At 60.6% G+C, this 21,245-nt stretch carries 19 protein-coding genes; 12 read left to right on the top strand and 7 right to left on the bottom strand.

Going from position 1 to position 21,245, the window contains the following annotated elements:
* Positions 1-118 precede the first annotated feature (118 nt).
* The 3 genes from KI810_RS10040 to KI810_RS10050 form a co-directional block, all read right to left on the bottom strand.
* Positions 119-481 carry a response regulator gene (locus KI810_RS10040; RefSeq protein ID WP_214175398.1) on the bottom strand — a complete coding sequence of 121 codons (363 nt, stop codon included), beginning with the start codon at positions 479-481 and terminating at the stop codon, positions 119-121.
* 1 nt (position 482) lies between these two features.
* Complete coding sequence (locus KI810_RS10045) at positions 483-2,102, bottom strand: sensor histidine kinase (RefSeq protein ID WP_214175399.1); 1,620 nt, start codon at positions 2,100-2,102, stop codon at positions 483-485.
* A 388-nt stretch (positions 2,103-2,490) separates the two neighbouring features.
* Positions 2,491-2,682, bottom strand: a complete 192-nt coding sequence (locus KI810_RS10050; protein WP_214175400.1) for a twin-arginine translocase TatA/TatE family subunit — start codon at positions 2,680-2,682, stop codon at positions 2,491-2,493.
* A gap of 140 nt (positions 2,683-2,822) precedes the next feature.
* On the opposite strand from KI810_RS10050, the gene uvrB reads away from it, so the two are divergent.
* The 5 genes from uvrB to KI810_RS10075 all read left to right on the top strand — a co-directional run bounded on the left by uvrB (position 2,823) and on the right by KI810_RS10075 (position 7,628).
* Positions 2,823-4,817, top strand: a complete 1,995-nt coding sequence (gene uvrB / locus KI810_RS10055) for an excinuclease ABC subunit UvrB (RefSeq protein WP_214175493.1) — start codon at positions 2,823-2,825, stop codon at positions 4,815-4,817.
* 273 nt (positions 4,818-5,090) lie between these two features.
* Positions 5,091-5,309: a hypothetical protein gene (locus KI810_RS10060; RefSeq protein ID WP_214175401.1), complete on the top strand. Its 219-nt coding sequence runs from the start codon at positions 5,091-5,093 to the stop codon at positions 5,307-5,309.
* A gap of 12 nt (positions 5,310-5,321) precedes the next feature.
* The gene (locus KI810_RS10065) at positions 5,322-5,621 is read left to right on the top strand and encodes an MTH1187 family thiamine-binding protein (protein WP_214175402.1); all 300 of its coding nucleotides are present in this window, start codon (positions 5,322-5,324) and stop codon (positions 5,619-5,621) included.
* A gap of 37 nt (positions 5,622-5,658) precedes the next feature.
* Complete coding sequence (locus KI810_RS10070; protein ID WP_214175403.1) at positions 5,659-6,891, top strand: spinster family MFS transporter; 1,233 nt, start codon at positions 5,659-5,661, stop codon at positions 6,889-6,891.
* Positions 6,892-6,956: 65 nt separating this feature from the next.
* On the top strand, positions 6,957-7,628 hold the full coding sequence (locus tag KI810_RS10075) for a nitrite/sulfite reductase domain-containing protein (protein WP_214175404.1): 672 nt from the start codon (positions 6,957-6,959) through the stop codon (positions 7,626-7,628).
* A gap of 85 nt (positions 7,629-7,713) precedes the next feature.
* Here the strand turns inward: KI810_RS10075 and KI810_RS10080 are convergent, their stop codons facing one another.
* Both KI810_RS10080 and KI810_RS10085 read right to left on the bottom strand, forming a co-directional pair.
* Positions 7,714-8,400 carry a LysM peptidoglycan-binding domain-containing protein gene (locus KI810_RS10080; protein ID WP_214175405.1) on the bottom strand — a complete coding sequence of 229 codons (687 nt, stop codon included), beginning with the start codon at positions 8,398-8,400 and terminating at the stop codon, positions 7,714-7,716.
* Entirely contained in the window at positions 8,400-11,315 is a 2,916-nt protein-coding gene (locus KI810_RS10085; RefSeq protein WP_246525451.1) for a hypothetical protein, read from the bottom strand. Before KI810_RS10085 ends, KI810_RS10080 begins: the two co-directional genes overlap by 1 nt.
* Before the next feature lie 278 nt (positions 11,316-11,593).
* Here KI810_RS10085 and uvrC point away from each other — a divergent pair, with 278 nt between their 5' ends.
* Positions 11,594-13,435 (top strand): excinuclease ABC subunit UvrC, encoded by a 1,842-nt coding sequence (gene uvrC, locus KI810_RS10090; RefSeq protein WP_214175407.1) that lies wholly within the window; start codon positions 11,594-11,596, stop codon positions 13,433-13,435.
* Positions 13,436-13,479: 44 nt separating this feature from the next.
* Here uvrC and KI810_RS10095 read toward each other — a convergent pair whose 3' ends face one another.
* Together KI810_RS10095 and trxA are read right to left on the bottom strand one after the other, a co-directional pair.
* Positions 13,480-13,992 carry a TlpA family protein disulfide reductase gene (locus tag KI810_RS10095; RefSeq protein ID WP_343213488.1) on the bottom strand — a complete coding sequence of 171 codons (513 nt, stop codon included), beginning with the start codon at positions 13,990-13,992 and terminating at the stop codon, positions 13,480-13,482.
* A gap of 16 nt (positions 13,993-14,008) precedes the next feature.
* Positions 14,009-14,338: a thioredoxin gene (gene trxA / locus KI810_RS10100; RefSeq protein ID WP_214175408.1), complete on the bottom strand. Its 330-nt coding sequence runs from the start codon at positions 14,336-14,338 to the stop codon at positions 14,009-14,011.
* Between the two features lie 206 nt (positions 14,339-14,544).
* On the opposite strand from trxA, the gene KI810_RS10105 reads away from it, so the two are divergent.
* The 6 genes from KI810_RS10105 (at position 14,545) to hemB (ending at position 21,143) form a co-directional block, all read left to right on the top strand.
* Positions 14,545-15,219 (top strand): precorrin-2 dehydrogenase/sirohydrochlorin ferrochelatase family protein, encoded by a 675-nt coding sequence (locus KI810_RS10105; RefSeq protein WP_214175409.1) that lies wholly within the window; start codon positions 14,545-14,547, stop codon positions 15,217-15,219.
* Positions 15,216-16,031 (top strand): c-type cytochrome biogenesis protein CcsB, encoded by an 816-nt coding sequence (gene ccsB / locus KI810_RS10110; protein WP_214175410.1) that lies wholly within the window; start codon positions 15,216-15,218, stop codon positions 16,029-16,031. Before KI810_RS10105 ends, ccsB begins: the two co-directional genes overlap by 4 nt.
* Positions 16,032-16,043: 12 nt before the next feature.
* A complete protein-coding gene (hemA, locus tag KI810_RS10115) occupies positions 16,044-17,354 on the top strand; it encodes a glutamyl-tRNA reductase (protein WP_214175411.1) in 1,311 nt (436 codons plus the stop codon).
* Between the two features lie 87 nt (positions 17,355-17,441).
* Positions 17,442-18,398 carry a hydroxymethylbilane synthase gene (hemC, locus tag KI810_RS10120; protein ID WP_214175412.1) on the top strand — a complete coding sequence of 319 codons (957 nt, stop codon included), beginning with the start codon at positions 17,442-17,444 and terminating at the stop codon, positions 18,396-18,398.
* A 153-nt stretch (positions 18,399-18,551) separates the two neighbouring features.
* Positions 18,552-20,093 (top strand): uroporphyrinogen-III C-methyltransferase, encoded by a 1,542-nt coding sequence (gene cobA / locus KI810_RS10125; RefSeq protein ID WP_214175413.1) that lies wholly within the window; start codon positions 18,552-18,554, stop codon positions 20,091-20,093.
* Positions 20,094-20,129: 36 nt separating this feature from the next.
* Positions 20,130-21,143, top strand: coding sequence for a porphobilinogen synthase (gene hemB, locus KI810_RS10130; RefSeq protein ID WP_214175414.1), 1,014 nt, complete (start codon positions 20,130-20,132; stop codon positions 21,141-21,143).
* Positions 21,144-21,245 lie beyond the last annotated feature (102 nt).

The raw sequence follows: 21,245 nt of genomic DNA on the forward strand, positions 1-21,245 counted from the left end.
AAATATCAGGTGAAACATCGTGGAAAGGCATGCGTTCGCGCTGCTCACAGGTAGAGGTAAAGTAACAAACCTGCCATTTCTCTCTCTTTACCTTTACCTCTACCTTTACCTGTTTCTTTTACCTGCTTTTCTTGTCCAGCACCTTGCGAATCTCTTCTTTCAGTTCGTGCAGATCGCTCGATTTTACCACGTAGCCGTCGGCAAGCCAGGCGGAAAAATCGTCCTTGTAACAGGAGAAGGCGGTACAGAGGATGACCGGCATCTCGTGCCGCTCCTTGACAATCTTTTGCAGGAGGTCGAGACCGCTTTCGTTCTTCAGCTTGATGTCGAGCACCACGAGGTCGAACTCGCTCCCCTCCAGCAGCGCTGCCGCCTCCGCTGCGCTGCCGGCAGTCACCACGTCGTACCCCGCATCTGCCAGTTCCTGGGAGTAGAGCAGCCGGATGCTGCTTTCATCGTCCACCACGAGTAATCGTGCCATGTCACATCTCCTCCTTGATCGGCAGTCTGATGATATAGTGCGTTCCCCCTTCGGGAGAGCTTTCGATGATAAACGGTGAACCGTGCTTTTCCAGGATGGTTTTGCAGAGCGGCAGGCCGACGCCCGTCCCCAGGTTCTGGGTTACCATGAATGGGGTGGTGAGGGTTTCCACCATCTCCGGGGAAAGGGGCGTGCCGTTGTCTGAAATCTTCACCACCACTACCCCGTCATCGCGCCAGGTCCGGATCACAATTTCTCCCTCCGCAGTGGCGGTTTCGAGGGCACTGGTGATGATGGTCTTTATGCAGTAAGATATCTGCCGGTAGTCGATGGATACCTTGGGGAGTTCCGGCGCCAGTTCCAGCATACAGGTGACGCCGCGCCGGGCAAGGTGTCCTGCAAGGTCATCTCTGACCCCGCTGATAAGCTGATTGATGTCCCAGGCATCCAGAGCGGGATAGAGCGATTCCGAATAGGTGAGAACCTCCTCGAGCACCCCCTCCAGCTGTTTCGCTTCGTGGACAATGGTTTCCAGGTAGTCCCGCTTGCTATCATCCTGCTCCATGTTCTTGAGAAGAGACCGGGCGAAACCGCCGATAATCATGAGCGGATTGCGGATGGAATGGGCGATGCTGGACGTAATCCGCCCCACCAGGGCCATCTTCTCCATCTTGACAATCAGCTCCTGCTGTTCTTTGAGCTTGATATTGACAACGGTAAGCTTGTCGATCTCCTCCTGCAAACGCTCGTAGAGGAAGGCGCGTTCAAGGGCGAAGGCTACGGGAAAGGCAAAGGTTTCCATGGATTGCAGGTCCTGGCTCGTGATCGGCTTCCGGGTAATGCAGTTGTCCGCGATGATGAGTCCGATGCGCCGATGCCGGGAAATCAGGGGCATGATAAGGAAGCTGTCCACCCCCAGCAGTTGCGCCAGGTCCGGATCGATGTCCGGGTTGGAAAAAGCGTTCTCCACGAGGATCGGTTTCCGTTCCCGCAATGCCCGGTTGAAGACATGCTGTTGATCTCTCAAGGGAACGCTTAGCCGTTCGAGAATGTCGTTGAATTTCACCTTCTCCGACGATAGCTTGTTCTTCTGGAACAGGCGGGCCATATCCCGCAAGGTCAGATTGGAGCGGTTGACATCCTCCCAGATATGCCACGCCTCTTCCATGGTACGCGGTCCGACCCCCAGATACCCCCGTAACGCCTGCCGCTCCTTGTCGGTCATCAGGAGAAAGGCCCGGTTCATGCCGAACCCCTTGCCTGCGGTTATGGCAGTCATGGCCACCGACAGCACTTCGTCCAGATCGACGGATGTCTGCAGAACCAGGCTCAGTTCGTGGAGGAATTTTATTTCCCGGGTCTTGCTGGAGAGGAACCCCCCCAGTGACTGAAGCTGGGACTTCTGGTCGAGGAATTCACTGACCACAATGGAAAAAATTTCGGCCAGGGGGTGACCGGACTCCTTGAAACGAAGCAGGTCATTGGCAAAGAGCGGGCAATCAAGACACTTTTCCATAACCCGACGCCGGTGGACGCTGTACAGTTCCTCTTCCCCCTCGGCAATATTGGGACACTCCTCCGGGGCGAGTTCCTTTTTCGTCCAGCAGCACGCGAACTCCACGCAGACCTCCAGCAGCCACGATATCGGACATCCTCCCCGGAAACGCCAAGTGCTGGCGTATGGGGATGAAATTGTTCATTAAACACTTCGGCTAAACGGGACAAGATAACGGCAGAGCGCCGTCGATGGGAATAATCGAGGCAAGTATATCAGTCGCGGACTGTTTTTCAAGGCAATTCGCCAGCACCACTGCGACGCAGGCGCTTTCCAAGGCACTTTCCACGCCGCGCGGTGCCCTGACGACAGTTTCGGGAGGAGAACAACCATACAATTTGTTAATTAATAACTTCCAGGTACCCCGTCAACCTGGCAGCCAGGGAGGGTCAAAACGGAGAGATAACGGGAGAAGTGCTCTTTGGACCTATGCACTGCAACAATACCGAAAAAACTACTCCTCTTTTTTCGGGTCACCATCCTTTTTCGGCTTGATTTCAATCTCGTCCTTGCCATCCGAAGCCCGTTTGAAATTCCGGATACTCTTCCCCAATGCGCCGCCGATTTCAGGAAGACGCCCTGCACCAAAAACGACCAGGACAATAACAAGGATGACAATCAGTTCCGGCATCCCAAAGCCAAACATACAACCTCCGCAACGTTCCGAATTTGCCCAGAGTATCGCACCGGCAACGAAAAAAATCAAGTGTTCCGCAATCTCCACCTGACCCGTGACGAACGCATTTCTCCATGCAAAGGACCGCAGGGCATGGTACTATCCATCCCATGGACACCTTCTCACTGGTCAGCGACCACACCCCCCGGGGCGACCAGCCCCGCGCCATCGACGAGCTCGTTGACGGCGTTCTCCGCGAGGACCGGCACCAGGTACTCCTTGGTGTCACCGGGTCGGGTAAAACCTTCACCATGGCCAACGTCATCGCCCGGACTAACCGGCCGTCCCTTGTCCTCGCCCCCAACAAGACCCTGGCAGCCCAGCTCTACGGGGAATTCAAGGAGCTGTTCCCCGATAACGCCGTGGAGTACTTCGTCTCCTACTACGACTACTACCAGCCCGAAGCGTACCTCCCCACCACCGACACCTTCATCGAGAAGGATTCCTCCATCAACGACGAGATCGACAAGCTCCGTCATTCCGCCACCCGCAGCCTTCTCACCCGCCGGGATGTCATTATCGTCGCATCGGTCTCCTGCATCTACGGCATCGGTTCCCCTGCGGCGTACCAGGAGATGCACATCTTCTTCCACCAGGGGGACGACGTGGGGCGGGACGACCTGCTCAGGAAGCTCGTGGAGATTCAGTACGAGCGTAACGACATCGATTTTCACCGGGGCACCTTCCGGGTCAGGGGTGACAGTGTGGAGATTTTCCCGGCCCACAATGACGAGCGGGCACTTCGCATCGAGTTCTTCGGCGACACGGTGGAAGCTATCAGCGAGATCGACCCCCTGCGGGGACAGGTCATGCAGCGCCTCCCCAAATGCGCCATCTACCCCGCCTCCCACTACGTAGCGACCCGGGAAACCATGGAACGTGCCATCGGGCAGATCCGCATCGAACTTGAGGAACGGATCCGCTGGTTCACGTCACAGAACATGCTGGTGGAGGCCCAACGGATCGAGCAACGGACCTTTTTCGACATCGAGATGATGGAGGAGATGGGATTCTGCCAGGGGATCGAAAACTACTCCCGCCACTTCGACGGCCGGAATGAGGGTGAGCCCCCCTACACCCTCATCGACTACTTTCCCCGAGACTTCCTCCTCTTCATCGACGAGTCTCACATCACCGTTCCCCAGGTGGGGGGGATGTACCGGGGGGACCGCTCCCGCAAGGAAACCCTCGTCAACTACGGTTTCCGCCTCCCCTCGGCCCTCGACAACCGTCCCCTCAATTTCCAGGAGTTCACCGCCAAGCTCAACCAGACGGTTTACGTCTCCGCCACTCCCGCCGACTTCGAACTCAGGCAGGCGGAAGGAGCCATCGTGGAACAGGTTATCCGCCCCACCGGGCTGGTGGACCCGGAAATCGAGGTACGCCCCGCCTCCGGCCAAGTGGATGACCTTCTCCACCAGGTACGGGAGACGGTGGCCCGGGGTGAACGCGTGCTGGTCACCACCCTGACGAAACGGATGGCGGAAGAGCTCACCGACTACTACCGGGAGCTGGGCATCAAGGCAAAATACCTCCATTCGGACATCGACACCATCCAGCGGATGCAGATCATTCGCGACCTGCGGCTGGGTGAGTTCGACGTGCTCGTCGGGATTAACCTGCTCCGGGAAGGGCTCGACATCCCCGAAGTATCCCTCGTGGCAATCCTCGACGCCGACAAGGAAGGGTTCCTCCGCTCCGCCCGCTCCCTCATCCAGACCTGCGGCCGAGCCGCCCGCAACGTCGCCGGCCGGGTTATCATGTACGCCGACACCGTCACCGATTCCATGAAGGCATGCATCGGCGAAACCACCAGGCGCCGCGAACTGCAGCTGGCATTCAACCAGGAGCATGGCATCACCCCCCAGAGCATCAGGAAGGGATTCAGTTCCATCCTGGAATCCCTGGAAGAGCACGACTACTACACCATTCCCGTCGCCGCCGAACCCCGCACGGAGTACGTCCCCCTGCAGGACATCCCGAAGCTGGTGAAGAAGCTGCGCAAGGAGATGCTGGCCGCCGCCAAGGAGTTGAACTTCGAAACCGCGGCGGAGTTGAGGGACCGGATCAAGAAACTGGAGGAGCAGGAACTGGCGCTACGTTAGCACCAAGCCAGCGAGCGGCAGGTTGGGGGGCTCTCCTGGAGAAAAGAGTCCTGCATGGAAATGCCATTCGCCTGTTCCTGGGAAAGATTCGGCATAAAGGGTTTGGCCTGTTTGAACGATTGACTGTGACGCTTGACTCTTTGCGGAAGGAGAGCCCCCACCCCCTGCCGTCACCGGGTATGTGCAACGAGGATCCGCAGCCCGATTTTTGCATGGCAAACCGTCCCCGTTTCTGGTACTACAATACGACCGGAACCGGAGCGGGAGGTCCCTATGGAAAAGAAACGCCAGCAGGCAGCCGTAACCATCGGCAGCCACCCCGACGTGGCCGAAAAACTCGACCAGCTTCTCAGCCGCCCCGCCGACCGGGCCTACCTGGTCTGTACGTTCCTGGAGTGCGTCCAGAACGACCACGGGGTCTGCACCATCTATACGGTCACCGACCCGCCACCCGGGTCACGGACCGGCCCCTGCGAGAAATACCGCCAGTAAAGGGAGACTGACATGGCCATCGTCGAAGTGAGCATAACCCCCCTTGGCACCGCCGACACCGGGGTCTCCCGCTACGTGGCGGGGTGCCTCAGGATCGTTCGCGCGTCGGGAATAAGCCACCAGCTCACCCCCATGGGGACCATCCTGGAAGGGGACCTAGACGACATTCTCCGGGTCATCCGGCAGATGCAGGAGTCGGTCTTCACCGCCGGGGCCGTGCGGGTCTCCACCCTGATCAAGATCGACGACCGGCGCGACAAGACCGCCCATACCATGGCCGGCAAGGTCCGGTCCGTGGAGGAGAAGCTGTAGGGGAAGGCGCAGCGTTTCCCTGCGGAACTGACATGTCATGAACCGACAACAGACAACCTCTTCCCCCCGTTATGCCCTGGCGCTGCTCCTGGCGGTCAACCTCCTCAACTACATCGACCGGCAGGTGCTCTATGCCGTTTTCCCCCTGATCAAAGCAGATCTGAACCTCTCCGACACCGCCCTCGGTCTCCTGGGAAGCGCCTTCATGGTCTGCTACATGGTAGCGGCACCGTTCATGGGATGGCTGGGGGACCGGTGGAACCGGGTCAGACTCGCCGCCGGAGGGCTTGCCATCTGGAGCATCGCAACCGTCGGGGCCGGAGTGGCCGTCGGCTATCGGACCCTGCTGGCCGCCCGCACCGCTGTGGGTATCGGTGAGGCGAGCTTCGGGACCGTTTCCCCGGGACTTCTGGCAGACTATTTTCCCAAGGAGCGGCGCGGCCGGATACTCGCCTACTTCTACCTCGCCATCCCGGTCGGGAGCGCCCTCGGCTATCTCCTCGGCGGCCTCATCGGCCAGCACCTGGGGTGGAAGACCGCCTTCCTCCTCGTCGGGATGCCGGGGATACTACTCGCGCTGCCGGTCTGGTTCCTCGACGAGCCGGCCCGCGGCGCCATGACTAACTCGCCAGAGTCTGAAGCTGTAGAACGAAACTACACTTCCCTCTTCTCCAATCGTTCCTTCGTCACCAACACACTGGCCATGACCGCCATGACCTTTGCCCTCGGCGGCCTTGCCCAGTGGCTTCCCACTTTCCTCTGCCGCATGCACAGCCTGGATGTGGCAAAGGCAAACACCCTCTTCGGCGGGATCACCGTCCTAGCGGGCATTACCGGCACCCTGGCGGGAGGCTGGCTCGGAGACCGCTGCCAGGCAAGAACTCCCAAGGGTTATCTGCTGGTTTCGGGATGGGGTTTCCTGATCGGGACCCCTGTGGCCGCCTACGCCATCCTCACCCCTTCCCTGACCAGCTGCCTGGCCGCCACGTTCTGCGCCGAGTTCTTCCTCTTTCTCAATACCGGCCCCCTCAACACGGTCATTGTCAACGTTACTCCACCCGCAATCCGTGCCATGGCCTTCGCTGTCAATATATTCTTCATCCACGCCCTGGGAGACGCCGTGTCGCCGACCCTGCTCGGATGGCTCTCCGATCGGTGGGGCCTGCGTAGCGCCCTGCTGGTGACGCCGGTTGCAATCGCTCTTGCTGCAGGCTTCTGCTTTCTCTGCACCCGTTTCATAACCGCTGATACGAGCCGGATTGAAGAATGACAGCTCGCTACATTTCACCAACCATTCCCCGACACACATTTTCCACAAATTGAAGAGGAGCAGCCATGAAAAAGGATATCGTCGCCAAGGGAGCGATACTGCAGCGGGATCGCGAGACCTATGCCATTGCCCCCCACATCCCGGGAGGGATTACCACAACAGAGGAACTGCGCAAGATCTGCGACGTGGCAGACAAATACGGTATCAAGGAACTGAAACTCACCTCGGCCCAGCGCATCGCGCTGTTCGGAATCCGGGAGGAGGATCTGGATGACATCTGGTCCGAGCTGGACCAGCAACCGGGGGCAGCCATCGGCCTCTGCGTCCGGAGCGTGAGGATCTGCCCCGGCACCACCTGGTGCAAGCGGGGTGTCCAGGATTCCGTCTCCCTCGGTCTGAAGATCGACGCCATCTATCATGCCATGCAGCTCCCCAACAAGATGAAGATGGGGGTTTCCGGCTGCATGGTCTCCTGCGCCGAAACGGCGGTGAAGGACATCGGCGTGATGGGCACCCCCAAGGGGTGGCGTATCATGGTGGGGGGGAATGCCGGCGCACGTCCCCGCCTGGGAGATCTGCTCGTGGACAACGTACCGGGGGAGGAGGAGGTGCTGGCAATCATCGCCCGCATCATCGAGCTCTACAGGAACTGGCCCCAGGAGCAGCGTCTGGGACGGATCATCGAGGAGATCGGTATCGAACGGTTCCGGCATGAGGTGCTGGGGACAGGGGAATAAACGAGGGTGGGGCTGGTGCAAGGAGATGCAAGGGGGCGGAACTACCGCGAAACCGCCGTGACCGCCGCTGAAAGAGCGGCGGTCGTCAGCGTTCGGAGAGCTTCATGTAGCAGTCCGCCCGGTAAAGGGTCGCGTCGGGAGCGAGGGGAGAATCGGGGTGACGGGCCAGAAACGCGTCAAAGGCGTCGAGGGCCTCCCGGTACTCCCCTTTCTTGTAAATGGTGACGGCACGCTGATAGTCCCTCTGGCTCCCGCTTTCGGATGCTGCGGCAGGGGAAACCGTTCTGGCGGCTGGAACAGCCGGTGCAACGATAGCAGGAGTGTGGACGGCTGCGGCTGCCTTCTCGCCCCCCTCGTGCTGCTTCTCCTTTCGAGCAGTAGCCGTATGCCGGGCCTTCGTCGCTTTCGTTCCCTTCGGCGGTTGTACTGCCTTGACCGGTTTGACAGACGCCTCGGCGGACGTTCCCCGTGCCACGGGAACCTGCAGGCTCGCCCCGGCATAAATGAGGTCGGGGTTTTCAATCACGTTGAAGGGAAGAATCTGGGGATAATAGGAGCCCGCACCGGTATATTTCCGGGAGAGCCCCCAGAGGGTATCGCCGCGCCTGATGGTGATGGTCCTGGTAAGAACCCCTTCCTCCGGCGAAGAGGGGGCTTGCCCCGACGCAACCTTGTGGGGAGTATAGAGATTGTACTCGTCCCCCGCAATGGCCAGTGCCGGCGCTCCTGCCACCAGCAGCATCAGCATGAACACTATCCGTTTGGTTTCCATCAGTATCCGTTCCCCAGAGGATCTTCATAGGTTATGATATTCTTCACCTGGATGCTGGTGCCGACTGCGATTCCCTGCTTAACCTTGAACGTTACCTTTACCACCTTCTTTTCCCCCGCACCCAGTTCGGCGAATCTCCAGAGGTAATTCCCATCCTGTCCACCCGAAACGGGGGGCTCCGACGTAACCAGTTCCAGGTTCGCCGGCATGGTGCTCCGCATCTCCACTACCCTGGCCAGGAGGGACCCCCGGTTGATTCCGGTCAGCTCGAAGGAGGATACGTCTCCCGGTTTCAGCTTGCCCCCCTTGCCCGACATGACCATCTCCACCACCGGCCGGGTAAATACGACGAGGGCGTTCAGCACCGCCTGTTTGCTCTGTTCGCTCTCCGGCACGAGGACCAGGCCGAGGCGCGCCTCGGAACCGTCGCTCATGGTCGACGGTGTCGCCACTTCCAGCAGCAGGTATGCTTCTTCCTTGGGAGAAAGAGCGGGAGTACGGGTGATGGCAGGCTCGTTGACCTGCCGGATACCATCCCGGTTCAGATCGTGGAAGAGGGTCCCCCGCAGGTTCGCAGGCAGGTCGAGTCTGACTGCGATATTTTCCGTAAGATTCCCCGTATTGGTAACCACCAGAGGGATGGCAACCGTCTGCCCCGGTATGACCGCCACTTTGCCCGCGGTGGTCCGCACGGCGACACCACTTACCCCCTGGACAAGGGACGCCGTGGAAATGAACGAATCCCGGGTGTCGAGTTCGTTGTTGACGGTGTCACACCGGAGGAACAGCTCCTGCCGGGCTATGGCTTCCTCTTTCAGCTTGAAGACAACGTTGAATTCCTTGCTTTCACCGGAATTGATGCGAAGCGGGTCGTGCTCCAGCACACCGTTGACATCCTTGCGGAACCCCGCGGCGGCGAAATCTACCGGCTCATACTGGGGGGGATAATTGAGCCGCATGGTCACACTGGGTGCCGCAGAGGTGCCGATATTGAGGAGGGCGATCCGGTAGACGACCTTTTCTCCAGGCAGGATGAGGCCCTTGTCCCCCTTGATGACCGCCCGCAGAAGCGGTGCTGAAGCAACCAGTGAGACCTGGCGCGTCTGGGATACCTCCGGCGTGGCCTGGGAACTGAGGCGGAGCGGATAGTTGATCTTCTGCCCGTCGATGGCTCCCGAAGGAATGGTGATCCCCACAGCGCCCCGGAAGCTTTCCCCCGGCGCCAGTTGGGGAGTGCTGCCAAGGGGGACGTTCATGTCGGCGGCAGAAGTAAACTGGGCCTTGAATTCGGCGGGGAATCCCGATTCGAACGCAAAGTTGTCCATCCCGTTACCCCTGTTTGACACTTCGAACGGAATGACGACACGTTTCCCCACCACGGAACTCTGCTCCATGGGGAGAAGGTTGAATGTCATGGCGGAAGACTGGTCTACTTCGAGGGTGAGTATCTGGGCCTTCTCTCCCGGCCGGACCGCAGGCGCCGCCGCGATGGCAGCTTCCTGCGGGTAGACGATCCCGAAGGTTTTCAGCTTGGCTGCAGCCGAAACAGCTGCTGTTGTGCCGGGGTAGCGATCGATCACGTTCTTGTACTCGGCAATCGCTTTCTCGCGCATCGCGTCGGAATGGGGAGCGGGCGCAACGGCCGGAGCGGTGACCACGGGCGCCGCCAGAGCAACCTTTTCTGCAGCGGCCTTCTCCTGGGCAGCCCTGGCAGCTGCTTGTTCGGCTGCAAGTTTCGCTGCCGCAGCCTTCTGGGCGGCTAGACGCTCGGACTCGGCTTTCTCAGCCGCCAGCTTCTGGGCTGCCGCCTGCGCAGCGGCAGCTTGCTCTGCAGCCAACCGGTCCGCAGCAAGCTTCTCCTGGGCAGCCTTCGCTGCTGCCTGGTCTGCAGCCAGTCGATCTGCCTCCGCTTTCTGTGCCGCCAGCCGCTCCAGTTCCGCCTTCCTCGCCGCCTGGCGCTCTGCCTCGGCCTTTTCCGCCGCAAGTTTCTGGGCTGCTGCCTGCTCTGCAGCCAATCTATCAGCTGCTGCCCGTTCCTGGGCTGCCTTCGCAGCGGCCTGTTCAGCCGCAAGTTTCGCCGCAGCCGCATTTTCAGCCGCCAGCCGGTCCGCTTCAGCTTTCTGCATTGCCAACCGCTCGGATTCAGCTTTCTCAGCCGCAAGTTTCTGGGCCGCGGCCTGCTCTGCAGCAAGTTTTTCCGCAGCAGCCTTCTCCTGGGCAGCCCTGGCAGCTGCTTGTTCGGCTGCAAGTTTCGCTGCCGCAGCCTTCTGGGCGGCTAGACGATCGGACTCGGCTTTCTCAGCCGCCAGCTTCTGGGCTGCCGCCTGCGCAGCGGCAGCTTGCTCTGCAGCCAAACGGTCCGCAGCAAGCTTCTCCTGGGCGGCCTTCGCTGCCGCCTGGTCTGCAGCGAGCTTCGCCGCGGCAGCCTGTGATGCCGCTGCCTGTTCGGCAGCCACTCGATCTGCCTCGGCTTTCTGTGCTGCCAGCCGCTCCAGTTCCGCCTTCCTCGCCGCCTGGCGGTCAGCCTCAGCCTTCGCGGCCGCCAGCTTTTCGGCCGCGGCGTTATCCTGTCCCGCCGCAAGGATCGGTTCCCCCTTCTCGTAGCGGGCTGCACTCTGCAGCAGACTGTCCTCCACGGTCCCCTTGAGGGGGCTGTCGGGATATTCGCGCAGGAACTGGGCCATGTACCGGGCGGCATCCTTCTCGTTGCCTGCCTTGTAATTGGCCCGCGCCAGCCAGAAGATGGCCATGTCGCGCAGCGGCGTGTCGGGGTATTTCTGGAGCACGAGGGACATCTTGTCGATGGCTCCCTGGTAATCCCTTTTCTGGTAGGCGTTGAAGCCGGTGATGAAAATCTGGGAATCTTCTGAATCGAGGGCGAGGACGGGATTGGCGAACAGTGAGGTTACGAGCATAACCCCCACGAGGCATCTGCAGACTGCAGCGCGGAAAATATTTAAGAAATCCACGGGGTTAACCTTTCCAATCCGGTACTGGACGTGTGGGTAGAAAATTGTTATGGATACATACCATCATAAACAGGCCTTGTCAACGGTGAATGCGGGCTTGAGCACCTCCTAACCCCACGTAAAATCACCTGAAAAATTCATTGTCAGCCGGCAAAAGCTTGCCAGTGCCCGCCACGACCAGGAAAACCCTTTGCAGGAGAAGGTAATGCCGCTATACTTGGCAGATGCTGGACAGCACCAGAATCGACAATCTGCCATCCGCACCGGGCGTCTACCTGATGAAGGGAAAGGACGGCCAGGTCCTCTACGTCGGCAAGGCCCGGGAACTGAAAAAAAGGGTTCGCTCTTACTTCACCGCCGCCCGCGATGCCCGGTACCACATACGTTTTCTCATGGAGAGGGTAGCGGACATCCAGGTAATCGTCACCGACACCGAGAATGAAGCGCTTATCCTTGAAAACACCCTTATCAAGCGGTATCGCCCCCGCTACAACTTCAACCTGCGGGACGACAAGACCTACTTCTCTCTCCGTCTCGACCCGACCGAGGAATTCCCTCGCCTCGGCATCGTGCGCAAAGTCCCCCGTGACGGCGCCCGCTACTTCGGACCCTATGCATCGGCCGCCGCTGCCCGCGAAGTGCTGAAGCAGCTCTACAAGATATTCCCCCTGCGCCACTACCCGCTGGAGACGTGCCGACGGCGCCGGCGCCCCTGTCTCTTTCACCAGCTCAGGCAATGTTCGGCCCCCTGTCACGGACTCATCTCCCCCCAGGATTACGCAGCGCTCGTGGACGGTGCCACGCTCTTTCTGTCGGGGAGAAGCAACGAACTGGTCCGACTGTTCCGACAGAGAATGGAGACAGCGGCCGGCAAGGAGGAGTACGAAACGGCAGCCCGGTATCGTGACCTGCTCCAGGCTATTCGGACGACGGTTGAAAAACAGAAGATGGTGAGTCACGCCGGTGATACGGACGTCACCGGTTTTCACCGCGACGGCAACAGGATGGAACTCTCCCTCCTCTTCATCCGCGGCGGCAGCCTTATCGGCAGCAGGAGCTACTCACTTGCCTGGGAACTGGACGACGCCGAAGGAATCGCCTCCTTCCTTCGCGAGTACTACAGCGGCGAGGTGATGATCCCCGATGAACTGCTCGTCCCCCTCCCCCTGCCGGAAAGCGATGCATTTGCAGAATTCCTGGGAGTGAAGCGGGGGAAACGGGTGGCGGTCGCCCATCCTCTTCGCGGCACCAAACTGGAACTGGTGAGACTCGCAGAGAAGAACGCGGCAACCTCCGCCCGGGAAAAAGAGCAGCGCGCCGCCGATTCCCGCACAATTCTCGCTGAATTGCAGGAACGCCTCCATCTCCCCCGCCCGCCCCGGCGGATTGAATGCTACGACATATCCAACCTCCAGGGGGGAGAAGCTGTGGGGAGCGGTGTCGCCTTTGCCGACGGCAGGCCGGACAAGGCCAACTACCGTCGCTACCGCATCAGAACCGTTTCCGGTGCCAATGACTTCGCCATGCTCCATGAAGTTCTTTCCCGCCGATTCGGACACCAGCAGGAAGATGCGGAACGCCCCGATCTCATCATCATCGACGGCGGCCCCGGCCAGCTCAACGTACTGACCGCCGTCCTTCGTGACCTCGGGGTGGATGACGTGGCCGCCGCATCGCTGGCTAAAAGCAGGGTAGACCGGGAGATGGCGGCCACCGAGATACGCAGGAGCGACGAGCGGGTCTTTCTCCCGGGGAGGAAGAACCCCGTCGTGCTTCGCCAGAACTCCTCCCCCCTCCTGCTTCTGGCCCGGATCCGGGACGAGGCCCACCGTTTCGCCATCACGTACCACAAGACACTCCGCAGCAAGGCATCCCTGACGTCAAAACTCGACGAAATACCTGGCGTCGGCACCGTCCGCAAAAAGTCGCTCCTCAGGCACTTCGGCAGCCTGAAGCGGATCACCGCGGCGACGGCAGAAGAACTTGCCGGCGTTCCGGGCATCACCGGCGAACTGGCCCGGACTATCCACCACCACCTTGCAACCGACAAAAAAGGCGGCACCTGATTCGGCACCGCCTTTCCCTTCTCCCCGTCCCGGTATCCCGGGACCTATTCCGCAAGCAATTTCACGATCAGTGCATCCATCTTCCGGGCGATATCCTCGTTGAATCCCTGGAACCGCTCAGCCACGACCCCCTTCTTGCTGATGACAAAAATGGTCGGTACGGAACGGAGTCCATACTCGGTCTGCAGATCTTCGTCGGCCAGTGCAACCGGATAGTTGAGCTGTTTGCTCGCGGCGAACTCCCTGACGATCTTGGCCCCCCCCTCGTCCACGCTCATGCCGAGGACATGCATCCCCTGCTTGCCGAACTTGCGGGTGAGCCCCACGAGATGGGGAATGGAATCCCTGCAGGGGACACACCAGGTTGCAAAGAAATCCATAACCAGCACCTTCCCCTGGTAGTTGGCGAGGGTCACCTGCTGGCCGGACGTCGTCGTCACCTTGATGGGAGGGGCCGGGTCACCCTTCTGCAGTATGGCGTGGGCCATGGCGGGTGAAAGGAGGGCCATCGTCACAAGGACCGGGACAAGACTGCTGGAAAGCTTGGCAAATTTCACGCTTGCAGCCTTTACCCTAGAGGGATTTCTTGATGAGCGCTTCCAACTGGGCCTTGGGGACCGCCCCCACCACCTGGTCGACCACCTTGCCATCCTTGAACAGGATGACGGTCGGAATGCCGCGCACTCCATACTTGCCGGGGGTTGCGGGATTGTCATCCACGTTCACCTTACCGACCTTCACCTTCCCGTCGTATTCTTCGGCAATGGCATCGATCAAAGGCGCAATCGCCTTGCAGGGAGCACACCAGGTCGCCCAGAAATCGACCAGAACCGGCACCCCGGCCTGGAGCACTTCAGTGTCAAAATTATCGTCTCCGAACGTACCTACCTTTTCGCTGGCCATGCGCTGTTTCTCCTTTAATCTCATAATATGGATTGTTCCAATATTAACCATACGGGGGAAAAAATCAAGGGCTAAAGCGCGGGGACAGGCTACTCACCCCCGCCGTCGCAACGGATGATAATTGGTTGACACCACTGCACCCGGAGGTGCTATAACTGTCAACGGCTTCGGAAAAGCGTGCAACATGTGCCATCGGGGAGTCAATTATGCAGCACTATCCGGTCAATCTTGTCCTCGCCGGGAGACGTACCGTCATCATCGGCGGCGGCGCGGTTGCCGCCCGCAAATGCGAATCGCTTCTGGCAACCGGATCACGGATAACCGTCGTCGCGCCGTGCCTCGACCCGGCACTGGAGAAACTTTGCCGGGAGAACCGGATCGTTCACGAGTCCCGTCCCTACCGCTACGGCGACCTGGACGGCGCCTTTCTGGTGTTTGCGGCTACCGGTGATGCCGCTGTCAACCGTGCCGTAGCAGAGGAAGCAGCAGCCCGCGGAATACTGGCCGACATCGTGGACGCACCCGAATGCTCAACCTTCGTCACACCCGCCACCGTCCGCCGGGGCGATCTGCTCATCACCATCTCGACGGGAGGCAAAAGCCCTGCCCTGTCGGCCCGGCTCCGGGCCGAACTGGCAGAGCGGTACGGCGGGGAATACGGCACCGCGCTGGAACTCCTGGGTGCAATCCGTGAAAAGCTGTTGACGGAAAAGGGGAACACCGCATACAATAAAGAGCTTTTCAATGCCTTGCTCGACCGCGATCTGCCGCTGCTTCTGAAAAGCTGGTCCCCATCCGTTCTGGACCACATCCTGACGGACATCTTCGGGCCCGGCTTCACCCTGGAAGAGCTCGGGATAAGGGAAAGGGAAACTTCATGAACGCCTTGCTCTTCAAACTTACCATGGGAGCCTATTTCCTGGCCACCCTGGCGTACCTCGCCTACCTCTTCAAACCCCGCCAGGTGCTCGGCCGCATCTCCCACTGGGTCATCTCCGGCGGATTCATCATACACTGCATGTTCACCATCGACCGCTACCTGGAGGCGGGGCACACCCCCATAACCAACCTCCACGAATCCCTGTCGTTCTTCAGCCTGGCCATCGTCGGCATTTTCATCGCCTTCGAACGCAAATACAAGGTATCCATCCTCGGTTCCTTCGTCACCCCCCTGGCGCTGGTCATCCTGCTCATTTCGGCCCTCTTCCCGAGCGCCATCGCTCCCCTCAACCCTGCGCTCAAGAGCAAGTGGCTTGCGGTTCACACCACCATGGCCTTTTTCGGGTATGCCACCTTTGCCGTGGCGTTCGGTGCCGCCATCATGTACCTGATCCAGGAGCATTTCCTGAAGAACAAGCGGCTCGGCCCCCTGTACCAGAAGCTCCCCTCCCTCGATACCCTGGATGAGATCAACTATCGCTGCCTCACCTTCGGCTTTCCGCTCCTTACCTTCGCCATCATCTCCGGCGCCATCTGGGCCGAAACCGCATGGGGAACCTACTGGAGCTGGGACCCCAAGGAGACATGGTCCCTCATAACCTGGTTCATCTATGCCGCCCTGCTCCACGGCCGGCTCACCACCGGCTGGCGCGGCAGGCGGGCCGCCATCCTGGCCATCATAGGATTTTTCGTCATGCTGTTCACCTTCCTCGGGGTCAACCTGCTCCTCCCCGGGCTGCACAGCTATAAGTAGAGGCACCACATCATGAACATCGTCGTCGTGGGGCTGTCCCACAAGACCGCCACCGTGGAAATACGGGAAAAGGTGGCATTCGCCCCGACCCACATGGACAAGCCGCTCCGGGAGCTGGTGGCGCTGGAAGACATCACCGAAGGGATCATCGTCTCCACCTGCAACCGGGTTGAGATCTACGCCACCACCCGGGACATCGCCGGCGGGATGGCCCGCATCAAGCGCTTCCTTGCCGACTACCACCACATTCCCATGGAAACCCTGGAACCGCATCTCTACAGCCATCACGGTGAAGCGGCCATCCGCCACGTTTTCCGGGTCGCCGCCAGCCTCGACTCCATGGTAGTGGGTGAGCCCCAGATCCTGGGACAGATCAAGACCGCCTACGGCTATGCTGCCGAGTACAAGAGTTCCGGCATCATCCTCAACCGTTTCCTCCACAAGGCATTCTCCGTCGCCAAACGGGTCCGCACCGAAACGAAAATCGCATCCTCCGCCGTTTCGGTCTCCTTCGCCGCAGTGGAACTTGCCAAGAAGATATTCGGCGACCTCTCGGACAAGACCGTCATGCTCATTGGCGCCGGCGAGATGTGCGAACTGGCCGCCAAGCACTTCCTCAACAACGGCGTGCGCGGCGTCATGGTCACCAACCGGACCTTCGAGCGGGCTGTGAAGATGGCCGAAGAGTTCGACGGCAAGGCGGTCAACTTCGAGGAACTGTTCGACCACCTCCACAAGGCGGACATCGTTCTCTCCTCCACCGGCGCCCCCCACCACATCATCGGCCCGAAGGACGTGGAGGAGGTTATCCGCCGCCGCCGGCAGAAACCGATGTTCTTCATCGACATCGCGGTGCCGCGGGACATCGATTCCCGGGTCAACAAGGTCTCCAACGTCTACCTCTACGACATGGACGACCTCCAGGGAGTGGTAGCCACCAACCTGGAGCAGCGGAACAGGGAAGCGCAGAAAGCCGAAGGGATCATCGACCAGGAGATCGGCCAGTTCTTCAAATGGCTCTCCACCCTTGATGCCACCCCGACCATCGTGGCACTCCGGGGCAAGTTCGAAGAGGTGCGCCAGGCGGAACTGGAAAAGACCCTGGCCAACTGGAAGGACCTGACGCCGGAAGAACGGAAACGACTGGAGGCGTGCACCGCCGCCATCGTCAACAAACTCCTCCACCAGCCGACCAGCCTCCTCAAGCGGGCCGGACAGGGAGGACGCACCGACCTCTACGTGGACGCCCTCCGCAACCTGTTCGACCTGGAGATGACGGCACAGACAACGGAAACGGAAGAGCTGGGAGAACTGGAAGAATAACATCGGGCAATGGGCTATGGGCTATGGGCTCTGGGTTTTTCCCCGAGCCCGTGCCTCGTGCCTCGTGCCTTCACCAAAGGAGTTGTTATGGCACCGAAGCAGTTACGCATAGGCACCCGCGCCAGCCAGCTGGCGCTCTGGCAGGCAAACTGGGTGAAGTCGGAGCTGGAGAAACGCTACCCCGGCATGGCGGTGGAACTGGTAAAGATCAAGACCATGGGGGACAAGATCCTCGACGTTCCCCTGGCCCAGGTCGGCGGCAAGGGACTGTTCGTCAAGGAGATCGAGGAGGCGATGCTGCGCGGTGACATCGACATCGCGGTGCACAGCATGAAGGACGTGCCGACCGAATTCCCCGAAGGGCTCGGCCTCTACTGCATAACGGAGCGGGAAGACCCGCGCGACGCCGTGATCTCCCGCGGCGTGAAGTTCGCCGACCTGCCGAAGGGGGCGCGTATCGGCACCTCGGCGCTGCGGCGCCAGGCACAACTCCTCAAAGTCCGCCCCGACCTGGAGATGGTCATCATCCGGGGGAACGTGGAAACCCGCCTCCGGAAGCTGGAAGAGGACAAGCTCGATGCGGTCATCCTCGCCGCCGCGGGGCTCAAGCGTCTCGGCTACACCGACAAGGTGGCCGAGTACCTGGATACCGACCTCTCCATCCCGGCCATCGGCCAGGGTGCCCTCGGCATCGAATGCCGGCTCGACGACGAGGAGATCACATCGACCATCGCCTTCTTCAATCACCCGGACACCAGTCATGCGGTGCGGGCCGAGCGGGCACTCCTCTGGCGTTGCGAGGGGGGGTGTCAGGTTCCCATCGCTGCCCACGGCACGGTGAACGGCGGAGAACTGTTCCTGACCGGTTTTGTCGCCTCGGTGGACGGCAAGCAGTCGGTGCGGGGAACCATCAGCGGTCCGGTGGAGCAGTGCGAGAAGCTGGGTATCACCCTCGCCGAACAACTCCTGAAGGACGGCGCTCACGCCATCCTGGCCGAGGTCTACCAGAGGGAAGTGTCGCGGGACAAGGAAATCCCGGTTTAACCTCAAAACAATAAAGCCTTAACCGCAGAGGAACGCAGGGAATCCCGACAATCAAAATCTTTGGGGATTCTGGAATCAAAATTTTTGCACACAGGTTTTGTCTTCCCTGTGAGACTCCGCGTCCTCTGCGGTAAGCGCTTTTGCCTTTAAACCATGCCCGAAATTACACACAAAAACGGTTTCGTCTACCTCATCGGCGCCGGTCCCGGCGACCCGGGGCTCATCACTGTCCGGGGTCGGGAATGCATCGGCCTGGCCGACGTGATCCTCTATGACTACCTGGCCAACGAGGAACTGCTTCGTCATGCCCGGCAAGATGCCGAGCTGATCTACGCTGGCAAGGTGGGGGGGGCGCACAACCGTGAACAGTCCCAGATCAACGAGCTTCTGATCCAGAAGGCGCTGGAGGGAAAGATCGTTGCCCGTCTGAAGGGAGGGGATCCCTTCGTTTTCGGACGAGGCGGAGAAGAGTGCGAGGAGTTGGCCGCCCACCGGATCCCCTTCGAGGTCGTCCCTGGCGTCACTGCCGGTATCGGCGCCGCCGCCTACGCCGGCATCCCCCTCACCCACCGCGACTTCACCACCTCCGTCGCCTTCGTGACCGGCCATGAAGGACACGACAAGGACGTTTCCACCATCGACTGGGAACGGCTCTCCCTCGGGAGCGGCACTCTCGTCTTCTACATGGGGATCAAGAACCTCCCCCAGATCACGGCGAGCCTCATAACCCAGGGGCGGACACCGGAAACGCCGGTGGCGCTCATCCGCTGGGGGACCAGGCCTGACCAGAAGGTCCTCACCGGTACCCTGGCCGATATCGCCGAGAAGGCCCGCAAAAACGGCTTCAAAGCTCCGGCCATCACCGTGGTGGGAGACGTGGTAACCCTCCGGGAGAAGCTCCGCTGGTTCGACAGTCGTCCCCTCTTCGGCCGGACGGTGCTGGTCACCAGGGCCGCCGACCAGGCAGGGGAGTTTTCCCGGCTTCTGGAGGCGCAAGGAGCACGGGTGCTGGAATGCCCCACCATCCGGGTCGTCCCCCCGGAAAGCTTTGCCGGGCTTGACGACGCCATCTCCCGTCTGGCGGATTTTCACTGGCTGGTCTTCAGTTCCGCCAACGCCGTCGCCGCGTTCTTTGACCGGTTGAACTGCCTGGGGCTCGACAGCAGGGCCATCGGTCCCTGTAAGATTTGCACCGTCGGGCCGAAAACCGCCGAACTGCTCCGGTCCCATGGCATCAGGGCCGACCTGATGCCGGACGACTACAAGGGAGAAGGGGTCGTTGCCGCTTTCACAGACCTCGACATCCGGGGCCGGAAGATCCTCTTCCCCAGGGGAGACCGGGCCCGGGACGTCATCCCTGCCGGCCTGCAGCAGCAGGGAGCCGAAGTTACCGCGCCGGTAGCCTACCGGAACCTGTCGCCGGATGCCGTCCCCCAGGCGGTGCTCACGGCGCTGGAGGAACGGCAGGTGGACTGCGTCACCTTCACCGCCTCCTCAACTGCCACCAATCTGGCCGACCTCCTCGGGGAAAACCGCTTCCTGAATCTGCTGGGCGGGTTGACCGTAGCCTCCATAGGTCCGATCACCTCCCGCACCTGCCGCGAACTCGGACTGGAGGTCCATGTCGAGCCTCGCGAATATACCCTTGCAGCGTTGACCGCGGAAATTGTAAGCTATTATCGTTCCAGGATTTGATTCACAGCATACACGCAGTGAAAAAGGAGATTTGGCATGTTCTATCCCCAGTTTCGTGCCCGCCGCATCAGGGGCAAAGAAGTGTTCCGCCGGATGGTCAGTGAGACCACCCTCTCCGCCAGCGATCTGATCTACCCCATGTTCTCCGCCTTCGGCAAGGGAATCAGGAAAGAGATCTCCTCCATGCCCGGCATCTACCAGCAGTCCATCGAGCACATCGTCGCCGAGGCCCAGGAGGTGAAGGAACTGGGGATTCCGGCGGTCATCCTGTTCGGCATACCCGAAACGAAGGATGCGGTCGGAAGCGACGCCTACGCCGAGCACGGCATCATCCAGGAGACCATCCGGGCTCTGAAGAAAGAGGTGCCGGGTCTGGCGGTCATCACCGACGTCTGCATGTGCGAGTACACCGACCATGGCCACTGCGGCATCATCAAGGACGGCGACGTGGAAAACGACGCAACCCTGGAGTTGCTGGCGAAAGAAGCCCTGTCCCACGCCCGGGCCGGTGCCGACATGGTCGCCCCGTCGGACATGATGGACGGCCGGGTCATGGCGATCCGGGAAATCCTTGACGAGAACGGCTTCGGCAACCTGCCGATCATGAGCTACGCCGTCAAGTACGCCTCCGGCTACTACGGCCCGTTCCGCGAGGCGGCAGAGTCCACCCCCGCATTCGGTGACCGCCGCTCCTACCAGATGGATCCGGCCAACCGCCGCGAGGCGACGCGGGAGGCCCAGATGGACATCGAAGAAGGGGCGGACATCATCATGGTCAAGCCGGGACTCCCCTACCTGGACATCGTCCGCGATCTCCGGAACGAGTTCGACCTCCCCGTGGCGGTCTACAACGTCTCCGGCGAGTACAGCATGATCAAGGCCGCCGCCAGCATGGGGTGGATCGACGAGGAGCGGGTGGTGATGGAGACCATGACCGGCTTCAAGCGGGCCGGTGCCGACATCATCCTCACCTACCACGCCAAGGATGTGGCGCGGCTCATCCGCAAGGGGTACGAGCTCGCCCTTTCCACCGGCTGCGGCTGCCCGTAGGCGCCACATCCCGTTAACGATGAAGCCCCTCTCTCCCTGACCCATCGGCAGGAGGAGAGGGGCTTTTTGTTTTCACCAGAAGCTCTTGAAGCGTGGGGATGG

Origin of the sequence: Geomobilimonas luticola (assembly GCF_018476905.1) — a bacterium.
Taxonomy (GTDB): Bacteria; Desulfobacterota; Desulfuromonadia; order Geobacterales; family Geobacteraceae; genus Geomobilimonas; species Geomobilimonas luticola.